Genomic DNA, 13,915 nt, shown 5'->3' on the forward strand with positions numbered 1-13,915 from the left:
TCTGACTAATTATCCTTGCTCTATTTTGCCATGTTCCACATGAAACATCCTGCTATTTTCGTCATGCATATCTGCAATCTGATCAGCGGTAATAGAGCTTACAAAAACTTGAGCCTGGGTCGCCTTTAAACACTCAGCAAGACGTGCTCGGCGTTGGCTATCTAATTCGGAAGCAAAGTCATCTATCAAGTAGATGCACTGCTTACCTGTCATTTGAGTGAGGTGTTGCCCTTGTGCTACTCGTAGCGCGCACACCATCAACTTCAACTGACCTCGTGACAAGACATCCTCCACTGGAGTGCCGTTCACTTTTATCTTTAGATCCGCTTTGTTTGGCCCACTAAAGGTGTAACCAAGCTGCTGATCCCTTTCAAAATTCTTTTCTAATATCTCGGCGTATGGGGTGTCTTTATCCCAGCCTCGATAGTAGTTAATCTTTATCTCAAACTCAGGTAAGAAGGTTGCACAGATTTCTTCAGCGACTTCTTTAAGCTGTTCAACGTACGTGGCACGCCACTGGCTGATGCTTTCAGCTAAACGGGCTAATTCTTGATCCCAATAGCTCAGTTCTCGATAGTTCGTCGCCGTTTTCAATAATGCATTACGCTGTTTATTGAGGCGCTTTACCCTGCCCCAAGCATCATAAAAACCCGACTCACTGTGGAAGACTCCCCAATCAATGAATGCGCGGCGATGCTTAGGTCCATCGGTTAGTAAATCAAACCCTTCGGGGTGAATCAACTGCAAAGGTAAGACTTGAGCTAACTGAGCCAATTTTTGCCCAGTTTGACCGCTTATTTTAACCTCTGTGGTGCCATCGCGCTGCTTATTAATGCCAATTGGCAGCTCAAATTGATCCGAGGTCATAAAACGGCCATGGACAAACAGTTCGCTACACTCATTTTGAATGATACGACCGGTTAAGGAGCTTTTGAATGAGCGACCATGTCCGAGCAGATACACCGCTTCAAGGACACTGGTTTTGCCGCTTCCGTTAGCCCCTATAAGAAAGTTAAAGCCTGATGACGGTTGAATGTCACAGGCTTCAATATTTCTAAACTGCTTTACGATTAAGCGCGATAAAGGCATAACGTCTTCATATTAATCTTCAATCACGGCTCGATAGACAAACGTTGTTGATAAGCAAACATAATGTATAAATAAACACAGTTACAAACGAATCGGCATAACAACGTACATCGCGCTGTCATCTTGTGCGTTTTCAATCAAGGCACTCGCATTCGCGTCTGACATTGAGATTCGAACCTGTTCACAACGCAGTGTGTTCAATACATCCAATACGTAGCTTACGTTGAAGCCAATCTCTAGTGCGTCACCGTCGAAGGTGACGTCTAGCACTTCTTCCGCTTCTTCTTGTTCTGGGTTGTTCGCGGTAATACGCATCTCGGTATCGACAAGATTAACGCGAACACCACGGAACTTTTCATTCGACAGAATCGCAGCACGAGAAAACGCTGAACGTAACTCATCGCAGCCGGCTTCTAATGTCTTAGTGGTATTTTGTGGCATTACGCGGCGATAATCAGGGAAACGACCATCAACCAGCTTAGAAGTGAAGACATAGTTGTTCACTTCAGCACGCACGTTAGAGTTACCAATCTGCAGCGTTACTGGCTGTTCAGGAGCATCCAGTAGCTTCACCAACTCTTGCACACCTTTACGAGGAACAATGATCTGCTTCTGAGCAAAATCAGCACCCAGTTGCGCTTGAGATACCGCCATACGGTGACCATCAGTTGCAACACTACGTAGGATAGAGCCTTCAATCTCAAACAACATACCGTTGAGGTAGTAACGAACGTCTTGGTTCGCCATTGAGAATTGTGTTTTCTCGATAAGACCGCGCAATTCAGCTTGTGTCACTGACACTTCAACTTCACTGCTCCAATCTTCAATATTTGGAAAATCTGCCGCAGGTAATGTTGCCAATGAGAAACGGCTACGACCAGAACGAACCTGAACACGGTCACCATCCAATACCACAGTGATCACTGAGCTATCTGGCAAACCGCGACAGATATCTAGGAACTTACGTGAAGGTACGGTAATGCTGCCCGCTTCGAAATCACCTTCAAGCGTTACACGGCTGATCAATTCAACTTCTAGATCCGTCGCTGTCATCGACAACACGTTATCTTCTACTTTAATCAGTAGGTTTCCTAGAATTGGAAGCGTTGGCCTGCCACCGAGTGCGCCAGATACTTGTTGTAATGGCTTTATCAGGTGACTACGTTCAATGGTAAATTTCATATCTTGCTCTTACGGTCTAAATGGCACTGCGTAATAGTACGTGGCCAAGATTCTGCTTATTAAGGTTAAGAATACTGTGTATTAAGAAGAAAGGGTACGAATCAAGTTCGAATAATCTTCTTTAATATCGTGGCTCTCTTCACGCAGCTGAGCAATCTTACGACAAGCGTGCAGCACGGTCGTGTGGTCACGGCCACCGAATGCATCGCCAATCTCAGGTAAGCTGTGGTTAGTCAGCTCTTTAGCCAGTGCCATCGCCAATTGGCGCGGACGAGCAACAGAACGAGAACGACGTTTAGATAATAGATCAGCGACTTTGATTTTGTAGTATTCAGCGACTGTCTTTTGAATGTTATCAATGGTGACCAGTTTTTCTTGCAGGGCAAGTAAGTCACGCAGTGCTTCACGCACGAAATCGATCGTGATCGGACGACCAGTGAAGTTTGCATTCGCAATAACACGGTTCAATGCGCCTTCTAGCTCACGAACGTTAGAGCGTAAACGCTTCGCAATAAAGAACGCCACTTCATCCGCAAGATGAATTTGGTGGTCTTCTGCTTTCTTCATCAAGATCGCCACACGAGTCTCAAGCTCAGGTGGCTCAATCGCAACCGTCAAACCCCAACCGAAGCGGGATTTAAGACGATCCTCTACCCCGTTGATCTCTTTTGGATAACGGTCAGACGTTAGGATGATCTGTTGATTGCCTTCAAGCAGCGCATTAAAGGTATGAAAGAACTCTTCTTGAGAACGCTCTTTATTAGCAAAGAATTGGATATCATCGATAAGCAATGCATCAACACTACGGTAGTAGCGCTTAAATTCTTCAATCGCATTGTTTTGGAGCGCTTTCACCATGTCTTGAACAAAGCGCTCTGAGTGCATGTAAACCACTTTAGCATTCGGCTTATTATCAACAATGGCGTTACCCACCGCATGCAACAAGTGCGTTTTACCTAAACCAGTACCGCCATACAAAAACAACGGGTTGTAAGCGGTTCCTGGGTTATCAGAAACCTGACGTGCCGCAGCCAAACCCAGTTGGTTCGACTTACCTTCAACAAAGTTATTGAACTTATGTTTTGGGTTCACGTTTGAACGGTGATTAAGGTCAACCGCTACAGGTTCTTCATCACGCCAGATATTGTGTACTGGTTTACGTGCTTGTAGCTGCGCAGGTGCTGACGACTCAGCGGCTACATCAGCAGCAGTACGAGTACGAGCAGGGGCGATAGCCTCAGATCTTGGAGCAATGACTCGTTTACTTCCAATCTCAAAATGAAGATGCGGGATATCATTACCACAATATTCTTGTAGCAAACGGTTAATGCTATTTAGGTACTTATCGCGCACCCAATCGAGTACAAATCGGTTTGGTGCAAATAGAGTTAGAGTATTACCATTGAGCTCCGCTTGTAACGGACGTACCCACATACTGAATTCTGTAGCTGGTAACTCTTCTTGAAGCTGTTGCAAGCATTGCAACCAAAGCGAAGATGACACGGTGCCCCACTCTATTTAAGTTATATGAAATGACCGCTAATTTTACCTGTTGATAAGTCAGATCACCAGCAATTGATCACAGATCCAGTGAATAAGATCCAAGTTATTCACAATAAATAGTGCAAAACTGGATGGATCCACACATCTTGCCCCTACTTTACTCACACAACGATCCACTTATGCCCGGATCCTTGCTAGTTATCCCCAAATCGAGAATACGATCTGGTTATGGTTAATAACATCTGGTTATTTATTCTATTGAGCATTTTCCCAGTAACATCCAACCCTATAAATATAAGGAGTTACCAAATGAATAACTGGATTAAGGCTGCAATTGCGGCTATCGCACTCTCTGCTGCTACTGTTCAAGCCGCGACTGAAGTTAAAGTCGGCATGTCTGGTCGCTACTTCCCATTTACGTTCGTTAAACAAGACCAACTACAAGGTTTTGAAGTGGATTTATGGGATGAGATCGGTAAACGTAACGATTACAAGGTTGAATACGTAACGGCAAACTTCTCTGGTCTGTTTGGTCTTCTTGAAACGGGTCGAATCGATACCATTTCAAACCAAATTACAATAACGGATGCACGTAAAGCGAAATACCTATTCGCAGACCCTTACGTAGTAGACGGCGCACAAATTACCGTTCGTAAAGGTAATGACAGCATTAAAGGCATCGAAGACCTAGATGGTAAGACGGTTGCGGTAAACCTTGGCTCAAACTTTGAGCAACTGCTGCGCAGCTACGACAAAGATGGCAAAATCAATGTCAAAACCTACGATACTGGTATTGAACATGATGTCGCTCTTGGTCGTGCCGACGCGTTCGTAATGGATCGCCTATCAGCACTAGAGCTTATCAAGAAGACTGGTCTACCATTACAGCTAGCAGGACAACCATTCGAGACAATCGAAAATGCTTGGCCTTTCGTTAACAACGACAACGGTCAAAAACTGCAAGCAGAAGTAAACGAAGCATTAGCAGCAATGCGCGCAGATGGTACGCTAGAAAGTATCTCTCAGAAATGGTTTGGTGCGGACATTACTCAGAAGTAACGACTCACTTTCCCATTTGAGGCCCACTGCTTTACACAGCGGTGGGCTTTTTGCTTTTGTGCACTGATTAAAAAGCCTGATATAACAGTATTTCCAAACAATACTTCCAATAAAAATATGAGATAGATTATGGGATTTGACTTTAATTACATGCTAGGTCTGTTGCCAATACTGCTGAAGTATTTAGGCACCACTATGGAGATGGCAATCTGGGGCTTATTTTTCGCCCTAATTCTATCTTTGATACTGGCGAACATTCGTGTATTCAAAATCCCAGTACTCGACCAGCTTAGCCAGCTGTATATTAGCTTCTTCCGAGGCACGCCACTGCTGGTGCAACTGTTCCTTCTATACTATGGCCTACCACAAGTGTTTCCGTGGATGGTTGGACTTGATGCGTTTGGCGCCGCGGTTATCGGCTTAACCTTACACTTTGCTGCTTACATGGCTGAAAGTATTCGTGCCGCGATTATCGGTATCGATCGTAGCCAAATGGAAGCAAGCCTGTCAGTCGGTATGACAACCAGCCAAGCCATGCGTCGAGTGATCTTGCCGCAAGCGACACGTGTAGCACTGCCTTCTTTGATGAACTATTTCATCGACATGATTAAGTCGACTTCACTTGCATTCACCCTAGGTGTAGCCGAAATCATGGCTAAAGCTCAGATGGAAGCTTCTTCAAGTTTCCGCTTCTTCGAGGCTTTCTTAGCAGTCGCGCTGATTTACTGGGGCGTGGTGGTTATCCTCACTCGTATTCAAATTTGGGCCGAAGTGAAACTGAATAAGGCGTATGTACGATGATCAAATTACAAAATATCCACAAGCAGTTTGGTGACACCGAAGTATTGAAAGGGATCGACCTCGAAATCAAGCAAGGTGAGATAATTGTCATCATAGGTTCAAGTGGTACGGGTAAGTCTACCCTGCTGCGTTGTGTGAATTTTCTAGAGCAAGCCGATCAAGGTACGATTTCGATTGATGATATCAAGGTTGATACTCAGAAACACACTAAAGCAGAGGTGCTTGCACTGCGCCGTAAGACCGGTTTTGTGTTCCAAAACTATGCACTGTTCGCTCACCAAACGGCAAGGCAGAATATTGCGGAAGGTTTGATTACCGTTCGTGGTTGGAAAAAGCAGCAAGCTCATGAAAAAGCACAACAAATACTCGATGATATTGGCCTAGGAGAGAAAACAGATAGCTATCCAGCAGCGCTCTCTGGTGGCCAGCAGCAACGTGTTGGTATTGGCCGTGCGATGGCTCTACAACCAGAGCTTTTATTGTTTGATGAGCCTACTTCAGCGCTCGATCCTGAGTGGGTTGGCGAAGTGCTTAACTTAATGAAAAAACTGGCAAATCAGCATCAAACCATGCTGGTGGTTACGCACGAAATGCAGTTCGCTAAAGAGGTCGCAGACCGAGTGATCTTCATGGCTGATGGTCACATTGTCGAACAGGGATCTCCACAGGATATTTTTGGTAATCCACAGGATCCTAAATTAAAGAAATTCTTAAATAAGGTCGGGATCGAATAAGGATCCTTGTGATTTTAGTTATTCTACGTATAATCCCCCGACCGGAATTTTAGTTAACCCAATCATTGACACTTTTTGTGACAGTGATTACAATTCCGCCTCTTTGTTGAGAGGCGTCGGTTTTCCTTTCTTATATAAAGAAGAGAAAAAATGCCCACGCCGGGTTTAACAAAAACCTAAAACTACTGATCAGTAAGGTAATTACAATGAAACGCACTTTTCAACCTACAGTTCTAAAGCGTAAGCGTACTCACGGTTTCCGTGCTCGCATGGCTACTAAGAACGGTCGCGCAACAATCAATGCACGTCGTGCAAAAGGCCGTAAGCGTCTTTCTAAGTAATCTTTGATTATTTTGAATAAGCTAGCCTTCGGTCGGGAGTTACGCTTGTTAACTCCCGAACATTATCAGAATGTCTTCAAGCAAGCTCATCGAGCAGGCTCCCCTCATTTCACCATCATTGCCCGAAATAACTCTCTTTCAAATCCTCGCCTTGGATTAGCTGTTCCGAAAAAGCAGATTAAAACCGCCGTGGGTCGTAACCGATTCAAGCGTCTTACTCGTGAAAGCTTTCGTAACACTCAACACAAACTTCCTAACAAAGATTTTGTTGTAATCGCTAAGAAGAGCGCGCAAGATTTAAGCAATGAAGAAATGTTCAAGCTACTCGACAAATTATGGCTTCGCCTGTCTCGCCCTTCGCGTGGATAGCGCTAATACCCATCTATTTTTATAGATGGTTTATTAGTCCACTCATCGGCCCACGCTGCCGATTTACTCCAACCTGCTCTTTATATGCGATAGAAGCGTTGAAAGCTCACGGTTTTGTAAAAGGGTGTTGGTTATCAGGCAAACGTCTATTAAAATGCCATCCTTTGAACGAAGGGGGCTTTGACCCCGTTCCACCAGTCCAAAAACAAGACAGAGATAAATAACGATGGATTCTCAACGTAATATCCTGTTAATCGCATTGGCTTTGGTTTCTTTCCTACTGTTCCAACAATGGAACGTAGCTCAGAACCCAGCTCCACAAGCGATTGAGCAGGCACAATCTGGCAGCACCCTACCAGCGCCATCTTATGCAGATGACTTAGACCCAGCTCCGGGCCAACAAGTCGCTTCTGCAAAAACTATCACAGTAACAACTGATGTACTGACTCTGTCAATTGATACGGTTGGTGGTGATGTCGTTCAAGCAAACCTAAATGATTACTCTGCTGAGTTTGATTCTGAAGATACATTTGTTCTTCTTAAGAACGAACCTGGTCACCAATTTATCGCACAAAGCGGTCTAGTTGGCCCTCAAGGTATCGATTTAAGCAGCACTAACCGCCCTAGCTACACGGTTTCAGCAGACAGCTTCACGCTTGCTGATGGTCAGGATGAACTACGCATCCCGATGACTTACCAAGCGAACGGCCTTGATTACACGAAAACATTCGTCCTTAAGCGTGGCAGCTACGCAATGGATGTTGAATACGATGTAGTCAACAACTCTGGTACTAACGCGACATTCGGCATGTACGCTCACCTACGTCAAAACGTTATGGATGACGGCGGTAGCTTAACAATGCCAACTTACCGTGGTGGTGCTTACTCTACGGAAGATACGCGTTACAAAAAATACAGCTTCGACGACATGCAAGATCGCAACCTGTCTCTTAACCTAGCCAATGGTCAAGGTTGGGCAGCGATGATTCAGCACTACTTTGCAAGTGCTTGGATCCCACGCGACGAAGCAGGCAGCAACCTTTACACTCGTGTCATTGGTAACCTTGGCGACATCGGTGTTCGCATGCCGAACAAAACCATCGCTACTGGCGATGAAGCAAGCTTTAAAGCAACGCTTTGGGTTGGTCCTAAACTTCAAGACCAAATGGCTGCTGTAGCACCAAACCTAGACCTAGTAGTTGACTACGGTTGGTTATGGTTCATTGCTAAACCACTTCATACTCTGCTTTCGTTCATTCAAGGCATCGTTGTGAACTGGGGTCTAGCAATCATCTGTCTAACGTTTATCGTTCGTGGTGCTATGTACCCACTAACGAAAGCTCAGTACACGTCTATGGCGAAAATGCGTATGCTTCAGCCTAAGCTGACTGCAATGCGTGAGCGTATTGGCGACGACCGTCAACGCATGAGCCAAGAAATGATGGAGCTGTACAAGAAAGAGAAAGTAAACCCACTTGGTGGCTGTTTACCTATCATCTTGCAAATGCCTATCTTCATTTCGCTATACTGGGCACTAATGGAGTCTGTTGAACTGCGTCACTCACCGTTCTTCGGTTGGATTACTGACCTTTCAGCACAAGACCCATACTACATCTTGCCACTTCTGATGGGTGCTTCAATGTTCCTAATCCAGAAGATGAGCCCGACAACTGTAACGGATCCAATGCAGCAGAAGATCATGACCTTTATGCCGGTTATGTTTACATTCTTCTTCCTGTTCTTCCCTTCAGGTCTGGTTCTTTACTGGCTAGTATCGAACATCGTAACTCTGATTCAGCAAACGCTTATCTACCGCGCGCTGGAAAAGAAAGGCTTACATTCTAAGTAAGTTCGATAATAGAAAGAGATAAAGAAAGGCGACCAAAAGGTCGCCTTTTTGTTTTTAGCTGATTACAATTCAGCTAATTGATTAATCGTGAACGCCCCTTTTTGGCTCTCACATGCTAGCAGGCACAACTATGACTACAGATACGATTGTTGCTCAAGCGACCGCGCCCGGCCGTGGTGGCGTCGGTATTATCCGCGTTTCCGGCCCATTGGCGACTCAGGTTGCCCTAGAAGTAACAGGAAAAACACTCAAGCCTCGCTACGCTGAGTACCTACCGTTTAAATCTGACGATGGCATCGAACTCGACCAAGGCATCGCGCTTTACTTCCCTAACCCGCACTCGTTTACCGGCGAAGACGTATTAGAGTTGCAAGGCCACGGCGGCCCAGTGGTTATGGACATGTTAATCAAACGCATCCTAGCCATTTCAGGCGTGCGTGCAGCGCGTCCAGGTGAGTTTTCAGAACGTGCCTTCTTGAACGATAAGATGGATTTAACTCAAGCCGAAGCGATTGCTGACCTCATTGATGCCAGCTCAGAAGAAGCGGCTAAATCGGCGCTTCAATCGCTACAAGGCGAATTCTCTAAACGCATTAATACGCTTGTAGATTCTCTGATTTACTTAAGAATATACGTTGAAGCAGCGATCGATTTCCCAGAAGAAGAAATTGATTTTCTTGCTGACGGTAAAGTCAGTACTGACTTACAGGCTATCATCGATAACCTCGAAGCTGTACGCCAAGAAGCGAATCAAGGTGCCATCATGCGTGAAGGCATGAAGGTCGTGATTGCAGGTCGCCCAAATGCCGGTAAATCGAGCCTATTGAATGCGCTGTCTGGCAAAGAATCTGCGATTGTGACCGATATTGCAGGCACCACACGTGATGTATTGCGTGAACATATCCATATTGACGGTATGCCACTGCACATTATCGATACCGCAGGCCTGCGTGATGCCTCTGATGAAGTAGAAAAAATCGGTATTGAACGCGCTTGGGAAGAAATTGCTCAGGCAGACCGAGTTTTATTTATGGTTGATGGCACGACAACAGACGCAACAGACCCGAAAGATATCTGGCCAGATTTCGTTGATCGTTTACCAGACAACATCGGAATGACGGTAATTCGTAATAAAGCGGATCAAACCAGTGAAGAGTTAGGCATTTGTCATGTTAACGATCCAACCCTGATTCGCTTATCAGCAAAAACAGGCCAAGGTGTCGACGCTCTGCGTAGCCACCTCAAGGATTGCATGGGCTTTGCTGGTGGTCATGAAGGTGGCTTTATGGCGCGCCGCCGCCACTTGGATGCACTAGAACGCGCATCGGAACACCTTGATATTGGGCAACAGCAGCTTGAAGGCTACATGGCCGGAGAGATATTAGCGGAAGAGCTTCGTATCACCCAACAGCACCTCAATGAGATCACAGGCGAGTTCAGTTCCGATGATCTTTTAGGTCGAATCTTCTCTTCATTCTGTATCGGTAAATAACCATAAAGGCTGGCTTACGCTGGCCTTTTCTTTTGTAAGGACAGCTTAATGATCCACATTATTACAGGCAGCACCTTAGGTGGCGCTGAATACGTTGGCGATCACCTTAACGATCTTCTAGAGGCTCAAGGGCACGAGATAGAACTTCATAATCAGCCTGAATACAATAATATTCCTCAGCAAGGTACTTGGTTAGTGGTGACATCAACACATGGTGCGGGTGATTTTCCCGATAATATCCAACCGTTGATCAACGCATTGACCCAAGAGTCTCCAGATTTAAGTGCTCTTCGTTATGCTGTTATCGCACTTGGTGATTCAAGTTACGATACCTTCTGTTCTGCGGGAAAATCAGTCCACAGCCAACTGAAAAAACTCGGTGCACAGCCTATTTCAGACTGCTTTACCATCGATGTATTGGAAACTCCGGTACCTGAGGATGCAGCTGAAGAGTGGTTTAACGATCATAGTGACCAGTTCTAGTCCCTCAATTTCCCCAAAAAGCGGCTTATGCCGCTTTTTTTGTCTCTGAATATCGTGATTGTGAATAACTTTTTTGAAAAAAATTCGAAAATTAAAGCAAAAACCTCAATTTTCTCTGTGGATAAGATCATACATATACGGTGATTAACCTATAGTTATCCAAATAACAACTTTCTAGCCAATTCTCCCCTGTGAATAAGTAGCCATTTTGATCCCAGCTAATCCTCATCATGATCAAAGTTAGATCACATACTTTGATCCAAAAAAGATCCATGATCTTGTTGATCATTTTTGACTTATCCACAGACACCCTCGATCCTAATAATAGATATAATAAAAGATCTCTATAAAGATCTTATCTATATTAATTAAAAACAGCTTTATCGAAAAATCCCAAAAACGTTTTCTCAAGCTATGAAAACAGGTAGAATATCGCTCCTTTTTATCAATCTAGAAAACGTTTGAATACCCGAGGTCGGTTCATGCTTTATCACGAAAAATTTGACGTCATCGTTGTTGGTGGTGGCCATGCAGGAACGGAAGCCGCACTCGCATCTGCACGTACTGGTCAAAGTACGTTACTACTCACTCATAATATCGATACGTTGGGACAAATGTCTTGCAACCCTGCTATTGGCGGGATCGGTAAGGGCCACTTGGTAAAAGAGGTCGATGCAATGGGTGGATTAATGGCGCAAGCTATTGATCATGCAGGTATTCAGTTCAGAACGTTAAACGCATCAAAAGGTCCTGCGGTACGTGCAACTCGTGCACAAGCTGACCGCGCGCTTTACAAAGCCTTTGTTCGAAATGTTCTTGAAAACACGCCAAACCTAACTCTGTTTCAACAATCGGTTGATGACTTGATCGTTGAACAGGATCAAGTGGTGGGTGTTGTTACACAGATGGGCCTTAAGTTCCGCGCTAACGCTGTGGTACTGACGGTCGGTACATTTCTAGGTGGAAAGATCCATATTGGTATGGAAAGTTCTTCAGGTGGTCGTGCTGGTGATCCACCATCGATCGCACTGGCTGACCGTCTTCGTGATCTTCCATTCCGAGTTGATCGCCTGAAAACGGGTACACCTCCTCGTATCGATGCACGTAGCGTTGATTTTTCTGAGTTAGAGGTTCAGCACGGTGATAACCCAACACCTGTATTCTCGTTCATGGGTAACCGAGCTCAACAGCCTCGCCAAATTCCATGCTACATCACGCACACTAACGAAAATACGCATGACGTTATTCGTGCCAATCTCGATCGCAGCCCAATGTACGCGGGCGTGATTGAAGGTATTGGCCCGCGTTACTGTCCATCGATTGAAGACAAAGTGATGCGTTTTGCTGACAAGAACAGTCACCAGATTTTCATTGAACCTGAAGGTCTAACGACACATGAGCTATACCCTAATGGTATCTCGACAAGTCTGCCATTTGATGTTCAGGTAAAAATCGTTCACTCAATGAAAGGTTTTGAAAATGCTCATATCGTCCGCCCAGGCTATGCGATCGAGTATGATTTCTTTGATCCTCGTGACCTTAAGCTGACTTACGAAACTAAGTTTATTAAGGGTCTATTCTTTGCCGGTCAAATCAACGGTACCACTGGCTACGAAGAAGCGGCAGCACAAGGCTTGATGGCCGGTCTGAATGCAAGTTTGTTCACACAAGGCAAAGAAGGCTGGAGCCCGCGTCGTGACCAAGCTTACATGGGCGTTCTTATTGATGATCTATCGACGATGGGTACCAAAGAACCTTACCGTATGTTCACGTCTCGTGCGGAATACCGTTTGTTACTTCGTGAAGACAACGCTGATATCCGCTTGACTGAGAAGTCGCGTGAACTTGGCTTGGTGGATGATGCTCGTTGGGCTCGATTCAACGAGAAAGTCGAAAACATGGAGAAGGAACGTCAACGTCTAAAAGAAACGTGGATTAATCCAAAATCTGAAGATGTTGATCAACTGAACCAAATTCTTAAAACACCTATGTCTCGTGAAGCAAGCGGTGAAGATCTTCTTCGTCGCCCTGAAATGACTTATTCACAGCTAACGGCATTGGATCGTTTTGGCCCGGCATTGGAAGATCAACAAGCATCTGAGCAAGTTGAGATCCAAGTGAAGTACGATGGTTATATCCAGCGTCAACAAGACGAAATTGAAAAATCACTGCGTCATGAAAATACCAAACTGCCTGCTGATATCGATTACAGCAAGGTGAAAGGACTTTCTAACGAAGTGGTTCTTAAACTAACGACTGCTAAGCCTGACTCAATTGGTATTGCTTCTCGAATTTCAGGTATTACGCCTGCAGCAATCTCAATTCTGTTGGTTTATTTGAAAAAACACGGCCTGCTGAAAAAAGGTGAGGAAGCATAATGAGCGCATTACGCGAAAAACTGGATCACCTGATTGGCCAGACTGAACTTGAAGTATCTGAAAAGCAACGTGGCCAATTGGTTGGCTACGTTGAGTTACTGAACAAATGGAACAAGGCTTACAACCTAACGTCAGTTCGTGACCCGCAAGAAATGATGGTGAAACATATCTTAGATAGCATCATTGTTAGCACTCACTTACAAGGCAAGCGCTTTATTGATGTAGGAACAGGCCCTGGTCTTCCTGGGATTCCGCTCTCAATCATGAACCCTGACTGCGAGTTTTACTTGCTCGATAGCCTAGGTAAGCGTATTCGTTTTATTAAACAAGTGATTCATGAATTAGGCATCGACAACGTGGTACCGGTTCAAAGTCGTGTTGAAGAATTTCAACCCGAAGAAAAGTTTGATGCCGTGCTCAGTCGCGCATTTGCGTCAATGACAGACATGGTAGAGTGGTGTCACCATTTACCTAAAGAGCAATCCGGTGTATTTTTGGCTCTTAAGGGACAACATCCTAGAGACGAAATCGACCTGTTACCTGAATGGTGTTCAGTGACAGACATTAAAGCTTTGCAAGTGCCAGAGCTTGATGGAGAGCGTCATCTAGTTACTTTATCGCGTCAGGGATAATCA

Annotated in this window: 14 protein-coding genes; 11 read left to right on the top strand and 3 right to left on the bottom strand. The window is 45.0% G+C overall.

The window, feature by feature from the left end; genetic code table 11:
• Positions 1-9: 9 nt before the first annotated feature.
• The 3 genes from recF to dnaA form a co-directional block, all read right to left on the bottom strand.
• Positions 10-1,089, bottom strand: a complete 1,080-nt coding sequence (recF, locus tag H5300_RS07555; RefSeq protein ID WP_017080844.1) for a DNA replication/repair protein RecF — start codon at positions 1,087-1,089, stop codon at positions 10-12.
• Positions 1,090-1,170: 81 nt separating this feature from the next.
• The gene (dnaN, locus tag H5300_RS07560; protein ID WP_017073815.1) at positions 1,171-2,271 is read right to left on the bottom strand and encodes a DNA polymerase III subunit beta; all 1,101 of its coding nucleotides are present in this window, start codon (positions 2,269-2,271) and stop codon (positions 1,171-1,173) included.
• Positions 2,272-2,352: 81 nt separating this feature from the next.
• On the bottom strand, positions 2,353-3,774 hold the full coding sequence (dnaA, locus tag H5300_RS07565) for a chromosomal replication initiator protein DnaA (protein ID WP_017081729.1): 1,422 nt from the start codon (positions 3,772-3,774) through the stop codon (positions 2,353-2,355).
• A gap of 309 nt (positions 3,775-4,083) precedes the next feature.
• On the opposite strand from dnaA, the gene H5300_RS07570 reads away from it, so the two are divergent.
• From H5300_RS07570 to rsmG, 11 genes are all read left to right on the top strand, one after another.
• A complete protein-coding gene (locus H5300_RS07570) occupies positions 4,084-4,833 on the top strand; it encodes an amino acid ABC transporter substrate-binding protein (RefSeq protein ID WP_026012349.1) in 750 nt (249 codons plus the stop codon).
• 129 nt (positions 4,834-4,962) lie between these two features.
• Positions 4,963-5,634 (top strand): amino acid ABC transporter permease, encoded by a 672-nt coding sequence (locus H5300_RS07575; protein ID WP_004735796.1) that lies wholly within the window; start codon positions 4,963-4,965, stop codon positions 5,632-5,634.
• Entirely contained in the window at positions 5,631-6,368 is a 738-nt protein-coding gene (locus H5300_RS07580; RefSeq protein ID WP_017081730.1) for an amino acid ABC transporter ATP-binding protein, read from the top strand. The genes H5300_RS07575 and H5300_RS07580 overlap by 4 nt, the downstream gene beginning before the upstream one ends.
• Positions 6,369-6,574: 206 nt before the next feature.
• Complete coding sequence (rpmH, locus tag H5300_RS07585) at positions 6,575-6,709, top strand: 50S ribosomal protein L34 (RefSeq protein ID WP_004735800.1); 135 nt, start codon at positions 6,575-6,577, stop codon at positions 6,707-6,709.
• A 45-nt stretch (positions 6,710-6,754) separates the two neighbouring features.
• A complete protein-coding gene (gene rnpA, locus H5300_RS07590; RefSeq protein ID WP_017055478.1) occupies positions 6,755-7,078 on the top strand; it encodes a ribonuclease P protein component in 324 nt (107 codons plus the stop codon).
• The gene (gene yidD / locus H5300_RS07595) at positions 7,045-7,302 is read left to right on the top strand and encodes a membrane protein insertion efficiency factor YidD (protein ID WP_004735802.1); all 258 of its coding nucleotides are present in this window, start codon (positions 7,045-7,047) and stop codon (positions 7,300-7,302) included. Before rnpA ends, yidD begins: the two co-directional genes overlap by 34 nt.
• A gap of 2 nt (positions 7,303-7,304) precedes the next feature.
• Positions 7,305-8,927 (top strand): membrane protein insertase YidC, encoded by a 1,623-nt coding sequence (gene yidC, locus H5300_RS07600; RefSeq protein ID WP_004735803.1) that lies wholly within the window; start codon positions 7,305-7,307, stop codon positions 8,925-8,927.
• A 130-nt stretch (positions 8,928-9,057) separates the two neighbouring features.
• Positions 9,058-10,419, top strand: a complete 1,362-nt coding sequence (mnmE, locus tag H5300_RS07605; RefSeq protein WP_004735804.1) for a tRNA uridine-5-carboxymethylaminomethyl(34) synthesis GTPase MnmE — start codon at positions 9,058-9,060, stop codon at positions 10,417-10,419.
• Positions 10,420-10,467: 48 nt separating this feature from the next.
• Complete coding sequence (gene mioC / locus H5300_RS07610) at positions 10,468-10,902, top strand: FMN-binding protein MioC (RefSeq protein ID WP_017077298.1); 435 nt, start codon at positions 10,468-10,470, stop codon at positions 10,900-10,902.
• Positions 10,903-11,384: 482 nt separating this feature from the next.
• A complete protein-coding gene (gene mnmG, locus H5300_RS07615; RefSeq protein ID WP_017077300.1) occupies positions 11,385-13,280 on the top strand; it encodes a tRNA uridine-5-carboxymethylaminomethyl(34) synthesis enzyme MnmG in 1,896 nt (631 codons plus the stop codon).
• Positions 13,280-13,912 carry a 16S rRNA (guanine(527)-N(7))-methyltransferase RsmG gene (rsmG, locus tag H5300_RS07620; protein ID WP_017058801.1) on the top strand — a complete coding sequence of 211 codons (633 nt, stop codon included), beginning with the start codon at positions 13,280-13,282 and terminating at the stop codon, positions 13,910-13,912. The genes mnmG and rsmG overlap by 1 nt, the downstream gene beginning before the upstream one ends.
• The last annotated feature ends 3 nt before the right edge of the window (positions 13,913-13,915 follow it).

The organism is Vibrio sp. SG41-7 (assembly GCF_014164465.1).
Taxonomy (GTDB): Bacteria; Pseudomonadota; Gammaproteobacteria; order Enterobacterales; family Vibrionaceae; genus Vibrio; species Vibrio splendidus.